The organism is Caulobacter sp. HJHS_5 (assembly GCF_056683955.1).
Window position 1 is genome coordinate 443563 of sequence record NZ_JBWZNC010000002.1, and the last position, 17960, is coordinate 461522.

General features: G+C 68.9%; 14 protein-coding genes and 1 tRNA gene. 13 read left to right on the plus strand and 2 right to left on the minus strand.

The window, feature by feature from the left end:
• The first annotated feature begins 135 nt into the window (after window positions 1-135).
• From ACFLIT_RS05840 to ACFLIT_RS05870, 7 genes are all read left to right on the plus strand, one after another.
• Window positions 136-813 (plus strand): winged helix-turn-helix domain-containing protein, encoded by a 678-nt coding sequence (locus ACFLIT_RS05840; RefSeq protein ID WP_479910261.1) that lies wholly within the window; start codon window positions 136-138, stop codon window positions 811-813.
• Window positions 810-1817 (plus strand): sensor histidine kinase, encoded by a 1008-nt coding sequence (locus ACFLIT_RS05845; protein ID WP_479910262.1) that lies wholly within the window; start codon window positions 810-812, stop codon window positions 1815-1817. Before ACFLIT_RS05840 ends, ACFLIT_RS05845 begins: the two co-directional genes overlap by 4 nt.
• A gap of 63 nt (window positions 1818-1880) precedes the next feature.
• Window positions 1881-2996 carry an efflux RND transporter periplasmic adaptor subunit gene (locus tag ACFLIT_RS05850; protein ID WP_479910263.1) on the plus strand — a complete coding sequence of 372 codons (1116 nt, stop codon included), beginning with the start codon at window positions 1881-1883 and terminating at the stop codon, window positions 2994-2996.
• 5 nt (window positions 2997-3001) lie between these two features.
• Window positions 3002-6073: an efflux RND transporter permease subunit gene (locus tag ACFLIT_RS05855; RefSeq protein ID WP_479910264.1), complete on the plus strand. Its 3072-nt coding sequence runs from the start codon at window positions 3002-3004 to the stop codon at window positions 6071-6073.
• Window positions 6066-6365: a DUF3240 family protein gene (locus ACFLIT_RS05860; RefSeq protein WP_479910265.1), complete on the plus strand. Its 300-nt coding sequence runs from the start codon at window positions 6066-6068 to the stop codon at window positions 6363-6365. The genes ACFLIT_RS05855 and ACFLIT_RS05860 overlap by 8 nt, the downstream gene beginning before the upstream one ends.
• Window positions 6366-6529: 164 nt before the next feature.
• Window positions 6530-7606: a TolC family protein gene (locus tag ACFLIT_RS05865; RefSeq protein WP_479910266.1), complete on the plus strand. Its 1077-nt coding sequence runs from the start codon at window positions 6530-6532 to the stop codon at window positions 7604-7606.
• Between the two features lie 190 nt (window positions 7607-7796).
• On the plus strand, window positions 7797-8360 hold the full coding sequence (locus ACFLIT_RS05870; protein WP_479910267.1) for a cytochrome b: 564 nt from the start codon (window positions 7797-7799) through the stop codon (window positions 8358-8360).
• Window positions 8361-8689: 329 nt separating this feature from the next.
• Here ACFLIT_RS05870 and ACFLIT_RS05875 read toward each other — a convergent pair.
• A tRNA-Cys gene (locus ACFLIT_RS05875) sits at window positions 8690-8763 on the minus strand.
• Between the two features lie 167 nt (window positions 8764-8930).
• On the opposite strand from ACFLIT_RS05875, the gene ACFLIT_RS05880 reads away from it, so the two are divergent.
• From ACFLIT_RS05880 to ACFLIT_RS05900, 5 genes are all read left to right on the plus strand, one after another.
• Window positions 8931-9503 carry a protein-L-isoaspartate O-methyltransferase family protein gene (locus ACFLIT_RS05880; protein ID WP_479910268.1) on the plus strand — a complete coding sequence of 191 codons (573 nt, stop codon included), beginning with the start codon at window positions 8931-8933 and terminating at the stop codon, window positions 9501-9503.
• A gap of 146 nt (window positions 9504-9649) precedes the next feature.
• Complete coding sequence (locus ACFLIT_RS05885; protein ID WP_479910269.1) at window positions 9650-11143, plus strand: TolC family outer membrane protein; 1494 nt, start codon at window positions 9650-9652, stop codon at window positions 11141-11143.
• A gap of 145 nt (window positions 11144-11288) precedes the next feature.
• Complete coding sequence (locus ACFLIT_RS05890; protein ID WP_479910270.1) at window positions 11289-11879, plus strand: DUF2497 domain-containing protein; 591 nt, start codon at window positions 11289-11291, stop codon at window positions 11877-11879.
• 124 nt (window positions 11880-12003) lie between these two features.
• The gene (locus ACFLIT_RS05895) at window positions 12004-14661 is read left to right on the plus strand and encodes a valine--tRNA ligase (RefSeq protein ID WP_479910271.1); all 2658 of its coding nucleotides are present in this window, start codon (window positions 12004-12006) and stop codon (window positions 14659-14661) included.
• Window positions 14662-14665: 4 nt separating this feature from the next.
• On the plus strand, window positions 14666-15400 hold the full coding sequence (locus tag ACFLIT_RS05900) for a TlyA family RNA methyltransferase (RefSeq protein ID WP_479910272.1): 735 nt from the start codon (window positions 14666-14668) through the stop codon (window positions 15398-15400).
• Window positions 15401-15464: 64 nt separating this feature from the next.
• Here the strand turns inward: ACFLIT_RS05900 and ACFLIT_RS05905 are convergent, their stop codons facing one another.
• Window positions 15465-16385 (minus strand): glycine zipper 2TM domain-containing protein, encoded by a 921-nt coding sequence (locus ACFLIT_RS05905; RefSeq protein ID WP_479910273.1) that lies wholly within the window; start codon window positions 16383-16385, stop codon window positions 15465-15467.
• Between the two features lie 258 nt (window positions 16386-16643).
• Here ACFLIT_RS05905 and ACFLIT_RS05910 point away from each other — a divergent pair, with 258 nt between their 5' ends.
• Window positions 16644-17954 carry a class I SAM-dependent RNA methyltransferase gene (locus ACFLIT_RS05910; protein ID WP_479910274.1) on the plus strand — a complete coding sequence of 437 codons (1311 nt, stop codon included), beginning with the start codon at window positions 16644-16646 and terminating at the stop codon, window positions 17952-17954.
• Window positions 17955-17960: the final 6 nt, after the last annotated feature.

Below are 17960 nucleotides of genomic sequence, written 5' to 3' on the forward strand. Positions count from 1 at the left end.
TCCGGGCGACCACCCCATGTGCACACTCCGACCTTGCGGGCGCGGGCTGGATGGCGGCGTAGGACACCCGTTCATGAACGTCAGGACGTTGTCAGGATCGTTAGCGGATAGATCGAGGCGGCAGTAGGGGGCGCCATGCGGTTGCTGGTGATCGAGGACAATCGGCGTATAGCCGCGCTCCTCGCGGAGGGCCTGCAGAAGCGCGGCTATGCCTGTGACGCTGTTCTGACGCTCGCTGAGGCGGACAACGCGCTCGCGGCCGCCAGCTACGATGCGATGCTTCTCGATCTCGGCCTACCGGATGGTGACGGTTTGACTTGGTTGTCGTCGAGACGGGCTCTCAGCTCGACGCCGCCGGCCATCATCCAGACCGCGCGGGGCGCCCTGGGCGATCGGGTCAAGGGCCTGGACGCCGGCGCCGACGACTATGTCGTAAAGCCCGTCGAACTCGAGGAACTGGCTGCCCGACTGCGCGCGTTACTGCGCCGTCCCGGGGCGCGGACGCATCCTGTGATCGAGGTCGGCGACCTTCGGTTCGATACCGCCTCCCGCTCGGCGACGGTGGACGGCGCGGGACTGGAGCTTTCCCGCCGCGAATCCGACCTGCTCGAGCTGCTGATGCGTCGGGCCGGCGCGGTCGTGCATCGCGCGGCGATCGAGAACGCATTGTACAGCTTCAACGACGCCGTCACGCCCAACGCCGTGGAGGCTTTGATCTCTCGGCTGCGGCGGAAGCTGGAGGACGTCGGTCTGGACGGCGTGCTCCACACCGTGCGTGGCGTCGGCTACGTGTTGAGGGACGCCTCGCGATGATCCAGCGGCGATCGGTGGTGCTACGCCTGAAGCGCGACCTCGCTCTGGTCGGGTTGGTCGGCGCCGTTACGCTGCTTATTGCGGTGGGGTACTTTTACAGCTTCGCCTTCAAACGCTTTCCGTTCGAGGTCGCTTTGGCCCGGACATTTAGGGAGATTTTGGAACACGTCGCGCTGCCCGTGGCGGTGCTGATGATCCCCGTCACGGTAGTCGTCCTGACAATTATCCGCCAGGCGCTCGCGCCCCTGGCGGAAGCGGCCGCCCATATCACGAACGCTCAGACTCAGGAGCGCGGCTATCGCGTGGATGACTCGCGGATGCCCTCTGAGGTCCTGCCCTTCACCTCGGCGGTCAATGATCTGCTGGCTCGAACCGATGAGGCGGCGCGGCGTCACGAAGCCTTCGCAGCCGATGTCGCCCACGAACTTCGCACCCCGCTGGCCCTGCTGTCGCTTGAACTCGACCGTCTGGACGATCCGGCCGCGTACCGGCTTCAGGCGGACGTCGCCGCCATGCGGCGCCTGATCGAGCAACTGATGCTCCTGGCGCAGATCGACGCGGACGCCATCGCCCAGACGCCCCTCGAGCGAGTCTGCTTGTCGCAGGTCGCCCGCGAAGGCGTCGCCTCCCTGGCGCCAGCGATCATCGACGGCGGCGCTACCCTCAATCTTGAGGACCATGGCGCGGACGTGGTCGCGGGGCGCCGCGAGGCGATTGCGGCGGCGTTGCGGAATCTCATCGAAAACGCCGCGCGCGTGACGCCGGCCGGCGGGGTGGTTGAGGTGATCGCTGGCCCCGGTCCGCTCATCGGCGTTCGCGATCAGGGGCCCGGCCTGGCGGCGGAGCAGCTCAGGGTGCTGGCTCGCCGGCATCATCGGGCCGACCACGCCAGCGCGTCCGGGGCCGGCCTGGGCCTGGCGATCGTCGATCGGATCATGGCCTCTCATGGCGGTGCGTTGGAAACCGCGCCTGAGCGGCGGGAACTGATCTTGCGTTTTCCATAGCCGCATTGCGCGGATTTGATCCGCGTCAGGTTGGCGTCAGGCGCCGCGACGTAGCTTGACCTTATGGTCAAGGGGTACCGTCTCGCCGCCCTCGCGGTTGTTTTCGCCGCCGCTGTCGCCCTGGCGATAGCGTGGGCGATTCATCGGCCTGCTCCCAAGCCGGCGGAGCCGCTCGAGAGCACGTCGGGCAGGGCCGGCGACGTGTTGATCGTCGATCCGGCGCGCGCCGCCCAGATGGGCCTCCTGGTGCAGGGCGTCGAGCCTGCGGGCGAGATTCCCCTGGCCGCGATTCCCGCCGTCATCCAGCCGCCGGTCAATGCGCGGGTGGCGGTGACGCCCATGGCGGCGGGCGTCGTCGAGCGCGTTCTCGTGGTTGAGGGGGATGCGGTGCGCCGGGGTCAGCCTCTCGCGCTCGTCGCCAGCCGCGAGGTTCTGAGCGTGGCCGCTGACCTGGCGGGCGCCCAAGCGCGCCTAAAGGTCGCCGAGGCGAACGCAGCGCGCCTGTCGACCCTCGCCGAGGAAGGCGTCATCGCCGCGGCGCGCGCCGACGAGGCGGAGGCCGCGGCGGCCGAGGCGCGGGCTGTGGCGTCCGAGCGCTCGCGTCTGCTGCGGATGATCAACGGTCGCGGCTCGAGCGGCGCATACACCCTGACGGCGCCGATCGCCGGCCGCGTGACCCACGCCGGAGTCGAGGCCGGAGTGGCGGTCGACGCCAGCGCCGCCGCCTTCATCATCGACGCGGCCGACCGCTACGAGGTCGTGGGCCAGGCGCCCGAACGGCTGGTCGGACAGATCCGGACCGGCATGGCCGTGCGGCTGCCGCCGGATGTCACGGGGCGGGTCATCGCCGTGGGCTCGACCCTCGATCCCCAGACGCGATCGGCCCTGGTGAAGGCTGAGATTCCGGCGGGTCCAGGGGTGATGGCGGGGCGCGCCACGACGATTCTCGTGTGGGGCGCCGCGCCCGCCGGCGCGGTCGTCGTGCCCGAGAACGCCGTGACCGAGATCGACGGACGGTCCGTCGTCTTCGTGGCGGAGCAGGGGGGCTACGCCGTCCGGCCCGTGTCCCGCGGCGGCGCCAGCGACGGCAAGGCGGTCCTGCTCTCGGGGCTGAAACTGGGGGAGCGGGTGGTGACAGTGGGGACGAGCGCCTTGAAGGCGCTCGCCCTGGCTCGGTAGGCGACATGCTTCGTCTTCTGGTCGCGCAGGCGCTCTCCTACCGAATCCTCGTCTTCGCCCTCGCGCTGGTCGTGGCGGCGCTCGGCGGTTGGGCGTTCCTCAAGCTGCCCGTCGACGCCTACCCCAATATCGCGCCGACCCAGGTCAAGCTGATCCTAAAGGCGCCCGGCATGACGCCCGAGGAGGTGGAAAGCCGGGTCATCATTCCGATCGAAATGGAGATGCTCGGCATTCCCAGCCAAGCGATCCTGCGCTCGACGGCGAAGTACGCCATCGCCGACGTCACCATCGACTTCAATGAGGGCGTCGACATCTACTGGGCGCGCCAGCAGGTGGCCGAACGCCTGGCCGGGGTCCTGAGCGATCTTCCCGCGACCGTGAGCGGAGGCCTGGCCCCAATCTCGACGCCGCTTTCCGACGTCTACATGTTCACGATCGAAGGGCCGCTTTCGCTCCAGGAAAAGCGTGAGTTGCTTGACTGGACAATCCGTCCAGCCCTGCGGACCGTGCCGGGCGTCGCCGACGTCAATGCGCTCGGCGGCCATGTGCGATCCTTCGAAGTGCGCCCTGATCCGCTGGCGCTCGCCAGCGCCGGGCTTTCGATCTCCGATCTGAGCGGGGCGATTCAGGCCGGCAATCGCAATGACGGCGCGGGCAGGCTGGTCAATGGCGAGGAGGCGCTCATCGTTCGCGCCGTCGGCGCGATCCGCGGCGTCGAAGACCTTCAGTCGATCATCGTCGCCAGTCGCAACGGTCGCATCGTGCGCTTGAGCGATGTCGCGACGGTTGGGACCGGCAGCCTGACCCGATACGGCGCGGTGTCTCGGGGAGGATCGACCGAGGCGGTGGAGGGCTTGGTCATCGCCTTGCGGGGCGCCGACGCGCGGCAGGTCGTCGACGGCGTCCGGGCGCGTCTCGCCGAGGTCGAGCGCAGTCTGCCGCCAGAGGTCAAGCTTCACGTCTTCTATGACCGGTCCGAGCTGATTGAGCGGGCGGTCGGCACGGTGGAGGAGGCGCTCCTCGAGGCGACGCTGCTCGTTGTCGTCCTGCTGATGCTGTTTCTGGGCGACTGGCGCGCGGCGGCGATCGTCGCCGTGACCCTGCCCATGGCGGCGCTGATCACCTTCCTCCTTATGCGGGGCATGGGACTTTCCGCCAACCTGATGAGCCTGGGCGGCCTTGCGATCGCCATCGGCATGCTGGTCGACGGCGCCGTCGTGGTGGTCGAGAACGTCGTCGAGCGCCTATCCCACGCCGATGCTGGCGACACGCACCGTCTCAATATCGTCTTTCGGGCCACCAGCGAGGTGGTCGTGCCGGTCTCGGCGGGTCTGTTGATTATCGCCCTGGTCTTCTTGCCCCTGCTCTCGCTGCAGGGTCTGGAGGGCAAACTCTTCGCTCCTGTGGCGCTGACCATCGTCTTCGCCCTGCTCGGCGCCCTGCTGATCGCCGTCACCCTGGTGCCCGTGCTGGCCTCGTTCGGTCTGAAGCCCGGCACGCATGGCGAACCGTGGTTCATGCGCCGTATCGCCCCGCCGTATCGCCGTCTTCTCGACGCCGCCTTCGCCCACAAGACCATCGTGTACGCCCTAGCGGCCGTGAGCCTGGCGTTGGCCGGTGTCGCCTATACGGCCGTGGGGAAGACCTTCATGCCGACCATGGACGAAGGTTCGGTGATCGTGCAGCTGACCAAGCTTCCGTCGATCAATCTCGACCGCTCGGTGGCCGGCGACCTGGCGGTGCAGCGCGCCTTGCTCGCCGTGCCCGAGGTCGAGGACGTCATCGCCCGGGTCGGATCGGACGAGATAGGGCTCGACCCCATGGGGCCGAATGAGACCGACAGCTTCGTGCAGCTGAAGCCGCGCGCCGACTGGCGGGGCGACAAGGCCTTTGTCGTCGAGGCCATGCGCAAGGCGCTCGAAGGTCTTCCGGGGATTCAGCCGAGCTTCACCCAGCCGATCGAAATGAGGGTCTCCGAGATGCTGACCGGCGCCCGCGGCGACTTGGCGGTGAAGATCTTCGGACCGGACCTTAAGACGCTGGCCGACCTCGCCGGGCAGGTCGAACATCAGTTGGCTGCCGTCCGCGGTGCCTCCGAGGTGCTCACCGTCGCCAACGACAGCGTCGACTATCTGCAGTTGGAAATCGATCGCACCGCCGCCGGGCGTTACGGCCTCAAGGTCGACGAGCTGCAGGACTCCCTGCGCGCGCAGGTGGAAGGCCTTCGCGTCGGGGTGGTCGCCGAGGGACAGAAGCGAACGCCGATCATCATACGCGGTGACGAGTCCCTGCGCAGCGACGCTTTCCGCTTCACCGACCTTCAGTTGAGAACCCCCGACGGCGGATTGGCTCGGGTCAGCGATCTGGCCGCCGTCGCCCGCACTCGGGGGCCCGTCAAGCTGGACCATGAGAACGGATCGCGCTTCGCCCTCGTGCAGGCCTTCGTCAGCGGCCGCGATCTGGTCGGCTTCGTGCAGGACGCCAAGGCGGCCGTCGCCCGTGAGGTCCAACTGCCGTCCGGCTATCGTATCGTCTGGGGTGGCCAGTTCGAAAATCAACAGCGCGCGTCCGCGCGCCTGATGACCGTGATCCCCGTCGCCCTGGTCCTGATCTTCCTGGTCCTGCTGGCGACGCTGCGTTCCGTTCGGGCCTCGATCCTGATCCTCGCCAACATTCCCTTTGCCCTGGTCGGCGGCGTGCTGTCGCTGTGGGTCTCGCGGGAATACCTTTCGGTGCCGGCCTCGGTCGGCTTCATCGCGCTTCTCGGCATCGCCGTGCTCAACGGCTTGGTCCTCGTCGCCTATTTTCGTCAGCTGCGCGCGGAGGGTTCCTCCATGGCGGACGCCGTGCGGGTCGGCGCCCAACGTCGCCTTCGTCCCGTGCTGATGACCGCAAGCATCACCGCCTTCGGTCTGGTGCCGCTGCTGTTCGCAAGCGGCCCCGGGTCGGAAATCCAGCGCCCCCTGGCGATTGTCGTCATCGGCGGCCTGATCACCTCCACGGCGCTGACGCTCATCCTGTTGCCGATTCTCTTCGAGCGTTTCGGCGAGAAAGCAGGGGCGGCGAGGCATGGCTGACCTGCTCCTCACCCTCCACTGCGCGGCCGGCGACACCGATATCATCGCCGAGGTTGTCCGGAGCGCCTGCGCCGCGCCGCTGCATATCCGGCCCGAGCGGGTGCGCGGTCGCGATTTCGAGGACGCCGTCACCGCCGAGAAGGTCAGCGGCGAGCTACGCCGCAACACTCTGGAGCTGATTGTCGACGATGAGCGCATTCCGTCGCTGCTCGAGGTGATCGGCCGTTGCCGAAAGGCATCTCCCGTCCGGTGGCGGGTCACGCCTGTTGTCGATCACGGGCGGATACCGTGATGCGTCGATGTCTTCTCGTATTGTGTGGCCTGGCCGCCGCTTCGCCCGCCTGGGCGGAGCGGGCCGACCTTCCGCCGGCCGAGATGGTCGCCAGGGCCCTCGACGAGCATCCCTTGGTCACCGCTGCCGCCGCTCGCCTGTCCTCAGCGCGCGCGAGGAGCGACATGCTGCGCGTCGGTCCGCAGGAGGTTGTCGTCAACAGCAGCCTGATGCGTCGCAATGTCGAGCGCGAGGGCGGGTTCGATGAGTTCGACACGACGGTCAGTCGCGCTGTTCGACTTCCCGGCAAGGCCGCGCTCGATCGCCAGGCCGGCGCGCTGGGGGTCGAGGTCGCGCAGAATCAGATGGAAGATGTGCGCCACCAGGCGGCGCTGACGCTCTCGGGTCTGTGGCACGATTGGATCACCTCGGCGGCCCATCACAACAACGACGGGGAGGCCGCGCGTGCGCTGGACGAAGCGGCGGCGGCGGTCCGCCGGCGGTTGGCGCTACGCGACGCGGCGCAGCTCGAGGTCGATCAGGCCATGGCCGCCCTGGGACAGGCGCAGGCCCAGGCCGCCTCCAGCCTCGCGCAGCAGGAGCAGGCTCGCGCGACCCTGGCCGCATCCTATCCCGAGATTTCCCTTCCGGCTGTTCCGCCGACGCTGGCGAGCCCGGAAGCGACTCCACTCGACCTTTCCGCGTTGAGGGCCCTCGTGATCGCCCGAAGCCACGAGATACGGGCGGCCGAGCGAGACGCACAGCGCCTGGAGATCCTTGCACGACGCGCCCGAGCGGACCGAACGCCCGATCCCTCGATAGGCGTTCGTCTGTTCAGCGAACGCGGCGGGGCGGAAACCGGGGCCGGCGTGGTCGCCTCCATACCGCTGGCCGGAAACTACCGCAGATCCGCCGACGAGGAGGCGGTGTCCGAGGCGAACGCCGCCCGGCTCACCCTGGCCGCCGTCCAGCGCGAAATCCAGGCCATCGCGGACGCAGATCGCACTAACGCCCGAGCGCGGCTCGAAGCCTGGCGCAGCGCCGAGGCGTCGGCGCTGAGCGCCTCGGCTGCGGTCGATCGAACAGAGCGGGGCTACAAGGCGGGTCAGATCGACCTTGTCGACCTGCTCTATGCTCGACGACAGGCGACCGAGGCGCGTCGGTTGGAGATCGACGCCCGATCCGCGGCCGATCGAGCCCTGCTCAAGATTCAGATCGACTCCCATACGGTCTGGGCGGCCGATGAGGAGGAAGAGCCATGACGCCTCGGTCGCGCAGCGGCGGAGAAATGACCACCGCCAGCCCGATCGGGGGGAGCCTGGTCGCCGTGGGCCTGACCTTCGCAGCCTTTGCTACCGCGCAAAGCGGTGCGGGTCCCTGCTCACCGCCATCGGCGTCGGGCTGGTCGCCTGATGCGCCGCCGAACTTCAACCCTAACCGGAAGCCACGCCCATGAACACCGACCGCTATTCCCGCGTCGCCATGGCCCTGCATTGGATCATCGCCGCCGCCATCGTCACTCAGATCGGTCTCGGCTGGTGGATGGGCACGCTGGGCCGCACGCCGATGCATCGCACCGTCGAAGGCGTGCATATTTCGCTCGGCCTGACCGTGCTGCTCCTCACCGTCGTCCGCCTAGGCTGGCGGCTGTGGAACCCAGCGCCGGCCCTGCCCGATACCATGCCACCCCTGGAGCGCCGCGCCGCGCACCTCGTGCACGTGCTGTTCTACGTGCTGTTGTTCGCCCTGCCGGTCTCGGGCTGGATCATGGAGTCCTTCGGTTCGCGACCGATCCCATTCTGGGGCCTCGCCTGGCCGCATTTCCCGGGGCTGGCCTCCATGACGCAGGGCGCCAACGTCCGCGAGTTGAAGGAGACCATCGAGGGTCTGCACGGCTCGCCCATGGTCTGGAGCATGATCGCCCTGATCGCTCTGCACGTCGTCGGCGCCCTCAAGCATCAGTTCGACGGACGTCCCGTGCTCTGGCGGATGGCCGGCTGGATGCGCCGGCCCTAGGGATCGATGGTCTGGTTTGCGTCCGTGTGGCGATTAAGTCTGCTTTTCGGAGAGTTAGGAATGTCTGTTCCTGTTGCCGAGCGAGCGTCCGCTCATGGCGCCATGCCGAGTCGTCTCGGTGGCTACGCCTGCCCTTGAACTGTTACAGCGCGTAAATATGACAGCGCGGCAACGTGCCGCTATGTCGCTTTTCATGTCGCGTCTAGCCGCCGCGAATATCTGTCATTCGCTGAAATTGCTTAGAAACTTCTGCGACACGCACGCGACACTGCCATGTGTGGCGCCAACCGCTCGTTGGCCACAAAGTGTTGTGATCATTAAGGAAACGTTGGAGGCCTGGCCCGGAATCGAACCGGGGTGCACGGATTTGCAGTCCGCTGCGTAACCACTCCGCCACCAGGCCATGGTGATCGCGAACCTTTCGGCGTGTGGCCGGCGGGTCGCGAAAGAGGGCGGATGGCTATCAGACCCCCCGCCTCGGGGCAATGTCTGACAGGCGCCGATTGCGCGAGCGTTAAGGCGCGCCCTATAAGCCACGCAACATTCCCGCTTGCCCGCAAGAGACGTCGTATGAGCCAGGATTTCACCGCCGCGCGGTTGAACATGGTCGAAAGCCAGATCCGTGTCAGCGATGTCACCGATCTGCCGCTGCAGGACGCCCTGCGCATCGTGGCCCGCGAAGCCTGCGTTCCGGCCGACAAGAGCCACCTCGCCTACGCCGACGCCGCCGTGGAATACGCCCCCGGCCGCTGGCTGCTCAGCCCGCGCGACGTCGGCAAGCTGCTGCAGGCGCTGCGCCCTCGCGCCGGCGAACGCGCCCTGGCGATCGCCGCGCCCTATGCCGCCGCGGTCATGGAGGCCATGGGCCTGATCGTCGAACGCGTCGACGGAGCCGATCTGACCGCGCTGCCGGGGGCCAACTACGATCTCGTGGTCTGCGAAGGCGCCGTGTCGTCCTGTCCCGCCGCCTGGACCGCCGTCCTGGCGCCGGGCGGCCGGCTCGGCGTCATCGAACGCCAGGGCCCTGTCGGCCGCGCCGCACTCTATCGCCGCGGGGAAGACGGTGTCAGCCGTGCAAACCTGTTTGACGCGACGCCGCCGCTCATGGCCGGCTTCGAGCTGCGACCCGCCTTCGCCTTCTAGCGACGGTAGCCAACATCGGTGCAGTTGCGTCGGCGGCGAAACAACTTCGCAACGCAGGCGTGACAAAAGCTTAATTGGGCGCAGCGCGCGTCCAGCCTTAGAGGCCGTTGTGGGGGCCTCGCGGCTTAGGTCATTTGGGGAATTGCATGTCGAAGAGCCGACGGGCGGGCTTGTCCGCCGCCGCTTGCAGCGCCGCCTTGGTCGCCGCGGGTGTTCTGTCCAGCGCCGGCGTGCACGCGGAAACCCTGGCCGACGCCATTGCGCTCGCCTATCAGACCAACCCCACCCTGCAAGGCCAACGCGCCACGCAACGCGCGCTCGACGAAACCGTGGTTCAAGCACGGACGGGTCTGCGGCCGACCATCAACGCCGTCGCCAACGCCACCACCAGCAACACCGAAGGCAACGCCGCCAACGTCGGGGTAGGCAACAGCTCGGTCGATCGTAAGGGCTCCCAGGGCAACCTCCAGTTCAACCAGCCGATCTTCACCGGCGGCCGTGTCAGTTCGCAAATCGACGCGGCGACAGCGGATGTCGAATCCGGCCGCGAAGGCCTGCGCCGCACCGAGGCCACCGTCCTCCTCAGCGTGATCCAGGCCTACGTCGACGTGCGCCGCGCCGAGGCAGCATTGCAGATCAGCACCGACAACGTCGCCGTCCTCAGCCGCCAGCGCGAAGAAGCCAAGGCGCGCTTCGACGTCGGCGAAATCACCGTCACCAACGTCGCCCAGGCGGAAGCCCGCCTCGCGGCCGCCCAGGCGTCGCTCTCTACGGCTCGCTCCACGCTTGCCACCGCCCGCGCCGCCTACGCCGCCGTCGTCGGCCAGAACCCGACCAATCTCGCGCCGGAGCCTTCGCTGGCTTCGCTGATCCCCGAGACGGTGGACGGCGCGTTCCAGGCCGCCGAGGCCACCAACCCGCAGATTCTCGCCGCCGAACTGACCGAGCAGGCCAGCCGCGCCCGTGTGCGTCAGGCCCAGGCCGCGCGTCGCCCCACCGTCTCCGCCACCGCCAGCTACGGTTATTCGGCCGCCCTGGTGAACGGCCGCGGTGAACAGTTCGGCGACTACGGTCGCTCGATCAGCACCGGGGTGACCGCCACCATGCCGCTGTTCAGCGGCGGCCTCGTCTCCTCGCAGATCCGCGCCGCCATCGAACGCAACAACGCCGATCGCATCGCCGTCGAAACCGCGCGCCGCGCGGTGCTGCAGTCGGTCTCGCAGGCGTGGAACCAGCTCCTGGCGGCCCGCGCCAACCTGGTGTCGAACCAGGAGCAGGTCCGCGCCACCACCGTGGCGTTCGAAGGCGTCCGCGCCGAGAATCAGGTGGGCCTGCGCACGACGCTCGACGTTCTGAACGCCGAGCAGGAGCTTCGCACCGCCCAGCTCGCCTTGGTGACCGCACGTCGCGATGAATACGTCGCCTCCGCCAATGTGCTGCAGGCCATGGGCAAGCTGGACGCCAAGACCCTGGCGCCGGACGTGCCGACCTACGATCCGACCAAGAGCTTCGAAGACGTCAATCACGCTTTCGGCTGGGTGCCCTGGGAGCCCGTTCTACATTTCACGGATCGTCTGGCCGGCCCCGGCGCGCGGCCCGCGCCGGCGGACGTTCCGGTGGTGACGTCGACCCCGCAATAGTCGATGCTTGCCTGAGCCGGAGGGCATGGTTCGGGATTCGCCGCTTCGGCGAATCCAGCGCTTGCGGAAATTGTCGCAATTGCCGGATGATGCAGCGGCGCCATAGGCTTGGCGCAAACTCGATTCTCCCGAACGGCGAGCGCGCATGTCCGATCAGAACGCCCAGGAACCGACGATGGAGGAGATTCTCGCCTCCATCCGACGGATCATCTCCGAAGACGACGCGCCGGCCGACGCCGCCGCGCCGGAGGCCGAAGCCGCTTCCGAACCTGCCGCCGCGCCCGCGCCGGAACCTGAGCCCTTCACGCCGGCTCCCGCCGCCGCCGCGCCCGCCGCTGTCGAAGAGGAAGAAGAGGATGACGACATCCTCGATCTCACCGATCCGATCGAGGCGGCTCCCGCGACCGAGACGCACGGCGACCTCGACATCTACACGCCCGCCGCGCCCGAACCGGCCGTCCAGGCCGCGCCGGAGCCGCCGCCCGCTCCAGCTCCGGCCTCCGCGGCGCGCGCGTCCTCGGGCAGTCTGGTTGGCGAACCCGCGGCCCGCGCCAGCGCGTCGGCCTTCTCGAACCTCGCCGCCCACATCGCCATGCCGGCCCCCGGCCTGACCCTCGAAGAGGTCACCCGCGAACTGCTGAAGCCGCTGCTCGCCGCCTGGCTGGATGAGCATCTGCCCCGCATCGTCGAGGCGAAGGTGGAAGAAGAAGTCCAGCGCATCGCCCGCGGCCGCTAAGGCCGATCAGCGCAGTCTATCGAAAAGGCCGTCCGCCTTGGCGGGCGGCCTTTTCTGTTTCCAGTCCCACCGCGTGGCCTCAAAGCCCTAGCGAAACCGGCCGTCCAGGCTCTAGAACCCGCCCATGCTCGATAAGACGTTCGATCCCAAGTCCGCCGAACCGCGCCTCTACGCCGCGTGGGAGGCCTCCGGCGCGTTCCAGCCCACCAGCGATCCGGCGGCCGAGCCGTTCAGCATCGTCATTCCGCCGCCGAACGTCACCGGCAACCTGCACATCGGCCATGCGCTGAACAATACCCTGCAGGACGTGCTGATCCGCTTCCAGCGCATGCGCGGCAAGGCCACCCTCTGGCTGCCGGGCACCGACCACGCCGGCATCGCCACCCAGATGGTCGTCGAGCGCCAACTCGCGGCCGCCGGCAACATCGGCCGCCGCGACATGGGCCGCGAGGCCTTCGTCGCTAAGGTCTGGGAGTGGAAGGCCGAAAGCGGCGGCCAGATCGTCCAGCAGCTGCGCCGCCTGGGCGCCTCCTGCGACTGGAGTCGCGAACGCTTCACCCTCGACGAAGGCCTGTCGGCCGCCGTCCGTAAGGTGTTCGTCACCCTCTACAAGCAGGGGCTGCTCTATCGCGATAAGCGCCTGGTCAACTGGGACCCGCAGTTCCAGACCGCCATCTCCGACCTCGAGGTCGAGACCCGCGAGGAGCCGGGTAAGATGTGGTGGTTCGCCTATCCCTTGGAAGGCGAGCCCATCGACGGCGTCTCCGAGATCGTCATCGCCACCACCCGCCCCGAGACCATGCTGGGCGACGGCGCCGTCGCCGTTCACCCCGACGACGAGCGCTACAAGAAGTTCGTCGGCCGCATGGTGCGCCTGCCCATCGCCGACCGCCTGATCCCGATCATCGCCGACGAGTATCCCGACCCCGAAAAGGGCTCGGGCGCGGTGAAGATCACCGGCGCGCACGACTTCAACGACTTCCAGGTCGCCGTCCGCCACGGCCTCTCCCTGATTTCGATCATGGACGAGCAGGCCCGCATGGCCGGCCCGATCCCCGAGCGCTACCTCGGCAAACCGCGCGAGGAGGCCCGCAAGATGGTCCTCGAGGAGATCGAGACCCTCGGCCTGCTGCGCGACATCGAGGAAAAGCTGATCGCCCGTCCGTACGGCGACCGCTCTGGCGTGATCATCGAGCCCTTCCTGACCGACCAGTGGTATGTCGACGCCAAGACCCTGGCCCAGCCCGCCATAAAGGCGGTGGAGCAGGGCGACATGGTCTTCGAGCCCCGCAACTGGGAGAAGACCTACTTCGAGTGGATGCGCAACATCGAGCCCTGGTGCGTCAGCCGCCAGCTCTGGTGGGGCCACCGCATTCCCGCTTGGTACGACGACGAAGGCGGCGTCTACGTCGAGGAGACCGAAGAGGCCGCCCAGGCCGCCGCCGGCAACAAGTCGATCCGCCAGGACGAGGACGTCCTCGACACCTGGTTCTCTTCCGGCCTCTGGCCGTTCTCCACCATGGGCTGGCCGGAAGAGACCGAGGATCTCAAGCGCTTCTACCCGACCAACACCCTGGTCACCTCCTTCGACATCATCTTCTTCTGGGTCGCCCGCATGATGATGATGGGCCTGCACTTCACCGGAGAGGTCCCCTTCAAGCGCGTGTTCATCAACGCCCTGGTGCGCGACGCCAAGGGGCAGAAGATGAGCAAGTCCAAGGGCAACGTCGTTGATCCGCTCGGCCTGGTCGACAAGTATGGCGCGGACGCCCTGCGCTTCACCCTCACGGCCATGAGCGGCCAGGCGCGCGACATCAAGCTCGCCGAGCAGCGCATTGAAGGCTATCGCAATTTCGGCACCAAGCTCTGGAACGTGGCGAACTTCTGCCAGCGCAACGGCTGCGTCCGCGTCGCCGGCTACGACCCCGCCGCCGCGCGCGAGCAGGTCAATCGCTGGATCGTCGGCGAGACGGCCAAGACCGCGGACGTCGTCACCAAGGCCCTGGAAGCCGCCGCCTTCGACGAGGCCGCCAGCGGCCTGTACCGTTTCATCTGGAATACGGTCTGCGACTGGTACGTCGAGCTCGCCAAGCCGATCCTCAACGGCCCGGACGGCGCCGCCAAGGACGAGACCCGCGCCACCGTCGCCTGGGTGCTCGACCAGTGCCTCGTGCTCCTGCACCCGGTCATGCCGTTCATCACCGAGGAGCTGTGGGCGCAAACCGCCGAAGGTGGTCCTGACCGCGACGGCTTCCTGATGTCCACCGCGTGGCCCGAGCTGCCGCTGTCGCTGGTCGACGCGACCGCCGAGCGCGAAATCGGCATGGTCATCGACGCCATCACCGAGGGCCGCTCGGTCCGCCAGGGCCTCAACGTCCCGGCCTCCGCCAAGCCGGCCCTGTTGGTCATCGAGGGCGCCGACTGGCAGCTCTCGACCCTGGACGCCAACGCCGCCCTGGTCGCCCAGTTGCTGCGGGTCAGCGAAGTGCGCCGTGAGCCGGTTGTGCCGGAGGGGGCGATCCCCTTCGTCGTCAACGGTGCGACGCTCGCCCTGCCGGTCGCCGAGTTCATCGACCTCGCCGCCGAGAAGGCCCGCCTCGCCAAGGAGGTCGCCGGTCTCGACAAGGAGATCGCGCGCTTCAACGGCAAGCTCGGCAACCCCGAGTTCGTCGCCAAGGCGCCAGAGGCGGTGATTGAGGAAAACCGCGAGAAGCTGGCCGAGGCCGAGACCGCCAAGTCCAAGCTGGAGTCGGCCCTGGCTCGCCTGGCCGCCGTCGGCTAGCCGGATGGGCCGCCAGCGCGCCGACCTCCTGCTGGTGGCGCGCGGCCTGTTCGACAGCCGCGCCAAAGCCCAGGCCGCCATCGCGGCCGGGGGCGTCTTCGCCGACGGCAGGCCGGTCGCCAAGGCGTCCGAGACGCTCGACGAGGCGGCCGACATCCGCGCCGAGGCGGCCCATCCCTGGGTCGGCCGCGGCGCCCTCAAACTCGATCACGCCCTAAGCCTTTGGCCGATCCCCGTCGAGGGCCGGATCGGTCTCGATGTCGGCGCGTCCACCGGCGGATTCACCGAAGTCCTTCTGTCCAAGGGGATTTCGCACGTATACGCGGTGGACGTCGGGCACGACCAGTTGCATGCTAGGATCGGTTCTGACGCCCGCGTCACCAATCTGTCGGGCGTCGATGCGCGCCAGCTGACCTCAGAACTGATCTCCCAAGCTCCGCAGATCGTCGTCTCCGACGTCAGCTTCATCGCCCTCGCCAAGGCGCTGCCCGCCGCCCTCGCCCTGGCCGCCCCGGGCGCCGATCTCGTCGCCCTCATCAAGCCGCAGTTCGAACTCGGCCGCGAGCACATCGGCAAGGGCGGCCTGGTGAAGGATCCCGCCGCGCGCCGCCGGGCCGTTGACGGCGTCCTCGCCTTCCTCGCCGCCTCCGGCTGGTCGGTGCAGGCCGAGACCGAGAGCCCAATTCTGGGCGGAGAGGGGGCCATCGAACACCTCGTGTGGGCGCGGAAGTCCGGCTGACACCCACGAAAAGCCGCCGACGCTTGCGCATCGGCGGCTCCTTCATGTCAGCAGTGCTGAACGGCTAGTCGACGACTTGGAAGCGGCCGTTGGCGTCCGGGCAGACGCGCACGAAGCGCTTCTGGGTGCGGCCGTCCGGCAGGTAGATCGGGCTCTCGGCCAAGGTGCAGCCGTTCACGTCGGGGCGGGCGTCGGCGACGGGGGCGTAGGTGTAGCCATCGTCACGACGGTCGCGAGGATAGCGGCTGTCGTAGCTCTGGTAGCCGCCCTGAGCGTAGGGCTGCTCGTAGCCGCCTTGATAGCCGTAGGCCGGCGGCGGAACCGAAGCGCCCGGGGCGCAGGCCGCGCCGTCGCGGCCGACTTTCGAGCCGAGAGCGGCGCCGGCGAGGGCGCCGAGCACGGCGCCTTCGGTGCGGGCGTTGCGGGCCGCGACATTGCCGCCGGCCAGGGCGCCGATGGCTGCGCCGGCAAGGCCGCCGGTGGTGCCGCGCGTGGTGCGGTCACGCTGGCAGGGGTCATAGTAGCTGCCTTGGGCGTAGGCGCCGCCCGAGGCGCCGTAGGCCGGAGCCTGGTAGTAGGCGCTCGGCGGCGGGGGAGGCGGCGGCGGGGGCTCCGGCGCGTAGTAGCTCGGGGCGGGAGCGCCGGAGTAGGCCGGGGTGCTGGAATAGCCGGGGGCGCAGGCCGCCGAGGCGTTGCCGATCCGGTTGCCGGCCACGGCGCCGAGCAGGCCGCCGAGCACGGCGCCTTCGGTCTTGGCGCCGCCGGCCGCCACGCTGCCGCCGATCGCCGCGCCCAGGGCCGCGCCGGCGAGGCCGCCGGTGGTGCCGCGGGTCGTGGTGTCGCGGGCGCACGGGTCGTAGGCGTAGCCGCGCTGGTCATAGGCTCCGCCGTAGGCCTGCGCCTGCACGGCGCCGGCGGCGGTCAGCGTCGCCATGGTGGCGGCCACGCCGAGCAGCCCCTTGGCCAGGTTCGAACGGATGGTCATGAGATGCCTCCCCTTGGAGTATGGAAGTCTAAGCTAGAAAAACTCTGAGGCCTAATCGGGGCCGGCGCCTGTCCAGGGATAGTCGCTCCTCTAAACGGCGCCGGAGACCGCTGGCAACGTTGCACCCCAACCCTAGGCAGCCAATCCTGAACGCCTGTTGAGCGGGGTGTTCATCTTCGTTCATTTTCAATGGCGCGAGCCGTGCTACTGCCCCCGCTTCGCCGCCGGTAATGGCTGAGCCGAAAGGAAAGTTCCGCCATGGCGCAGCGCCCGCACCGCCCCCAAGCCCGTCCGCCGCAGCCCTCCGAGCCCAAGCTCGGCCCGCCGCGCGAGGTCGAAATTCGAGGCGTCGGCGCCCAAGGCGACGGCGTCGTCGCCAACGATGACGGCGGCCCGCTGTTCGTGCCCCTGACCTTGGGCGGCGAGCGCGTGCGAGCCGCCTTCGACGGTCCGCGCGGCGAACTCATCGAGGTGCTGGCCCCCAGCGCGGAACGCGTCGCCCCGCCATGCCCGCACTTCGGCGACTGCGGCGGCTGCGCCGTGCAACACTGGGATCACGCGCCCTACCTCGCCTGGAAGGCCGATCAGGTTCGCTCGGCCTTGTCCCGCGAACGGATCGAGACCGAAATCCTCGCGCCCTTCGCCTCGCCGCCGGCTTCACGCCGCCGCCTCGCGTTGCATGCCCGCAAGGGAGGGCGCGACGCTGCTGTGATCGGCTTCAAGGCCCGCAAGTCGTGGCGTCTGGCCGAGATCGACGTCTGCCCGATCTCCGACCCGCGCCTCGTCGCCGCCTTCCCCGCCCTCCGCCGCCTGGCCGCGCCCTTGTTCGAAAACGCCAAGTCGGCTCCGACCCTGCATGTCACCTGGACAGCCACCGGCCTCGATGTCGACATCACCGGCGTCGAGCGCCGTAGCGGCGGTCTGTCGGCCGACGCCCGCCTGCAGATGGCCGAGGTCGCCCAGGCCGCCGACATGGCGCGCGTCACCCTCGGGGGCGAGGCGGTCTATATGCAGCGTCAGGCCATCGTGAAGATTGGCCAGGCGGTCGTGTCGCTGCCCCCGGGGGCGTTCCTGCAGGCTGTGCCCGAAGCGGAAGCCGTGATGACGGCCTTCGCCGTCGAGGCCGCCGCCGGCGCCCGCCGCATCGCCGATCTGTTCTGCGGCGTCGGCGCCTTCACCTTCCGCCTGGCCGAGATCGCCCCGGTTCACGCCGCCGACAGCGCCGCCCCCGCCATCGCCGCCCTGACCAGCGCCGCCGGCGCCGCCCCGGGGCTCAAGACCATCACCGCCGAGGCGCGCGATCTGGCCCGCCGTCCGGTGCTCGCCTCCGAACTGAACAAGACCGATGTCGTCGTCTTCGACCCGCCGCGCGCCGGCGCCGTCGAACAGACCGAGCAGATCGCCGCTTCCAGGGTCGGTCGCGTCGTGGGCGTGTCCTGCAATCCCGCCACCTTCGCCCGCGACGCCCGCGTGCTCATCGACGCCGGTTTCCGCCTCGACCGCGTGCTGCCCATCGACCAGTTCCTGTGGTCGCCTCACGTCGAGCTGGTCGGCGTCTTCTCGCGCTGACCGGAC

Coding starts and splice junctions, on each gene's coding strand:
- ACFLIT_RS05840 (WP_479910261.1), top strand. CDS start 136: ATGCGGTTGCTGGTGATCGAGGACAATCGGCGTATAGCCGCGCTCCTC.
- ACFLIT_RS05845 (WP_479910262.1), top strand. CDS start 810: ATGATCCAGCGGCGATCGGTGGTGCTACGCCTGAAGCGCGACCTCGCT.
- ACFLIT_RS05850 (WP_479910263.1), top strand. CDS start 1,881: ATGGTCAAGGGGTACCGTCTCGCCGCCCTCGCGGTTGTTTTCGCCGCC.
- ACFLIT_RS05855 (WP_479910264.1), top strand. CDS start 3,002: ATGCTTCGTCTTCTGGTCGCGCAGGCGCTCTCCTACCGAATCCTCGTC.
- ACFLIT_RS05860 (WP_479910265.1), top strand. CDS start 6,066: ATGGCTGACCTGCTCCTCACCCTCCACTGCGCGGCCGGCGACACCGAT.
- ACFLIT_RS05865 (WP_479910266.1), top strand. CDS start 6,530: ATGCTGCGCGTCGGTCCGCAGGAGGTTGTCGTCAACAGCAGCCTGATG.
- ACFLIT_RS05870 (WP_479910267.1), top strand. CDS start 7,797: ATGAACACCGACCGCTATTCCCGCGTCGCCATGGCCCTGCATTGGATC.
- ACFLIT_RS05880 (WP_479910268.1), top strand. CDS start 8,931: ATGAGCCAGGATTTCACCGCCGCGCGGTTGAACATGGTCGAAAGCCAG.
- ACFLIT_RS05885 (WP_479910269.1), top strand. CDS start 9,650: ATGTCGAAGAGCCGACGGGCGGGCTTGTCCGCCGCCGCTTGCAGCGCC.
- ACFLIT_RS05890 (WP_479910270.1), top strand. CDS start 11,289: ATGTCCGATCAGAACGCCCAGGAACCGACGATGGAGGAGATTCTCGCC.
- ACFLIT_RS05895 (WP_479910271.1), top strand. CDS start 12,004: ATGCTCGATAAGACGTTCGATCCCAAGTCCGCCGAACCGCGCCTCTAC.
- ACFLIT_RS05900 (WP_479910272.1), top strand. CDS start 14,666: ATGGGCCGCCAGCGCGCCGACCTCCTGCTGGTGGCGCGCGGCCTGTTC.
- ACFLIT_RS05905 (WP_479910273.1), bottom strand. CDS start 16,385: ATGACCATCCGTTCGAACCTGGCCAAGGGGCTGCTCGGCGTGGCCGCC.
- ACFLIT_RS05910 (WP_479910274.1), top strand. CDS start 16,644: ATGGCGCAGCGCCCGCACCGCCCCCAAGCCCGTCCGCCGCAGCCCTCC.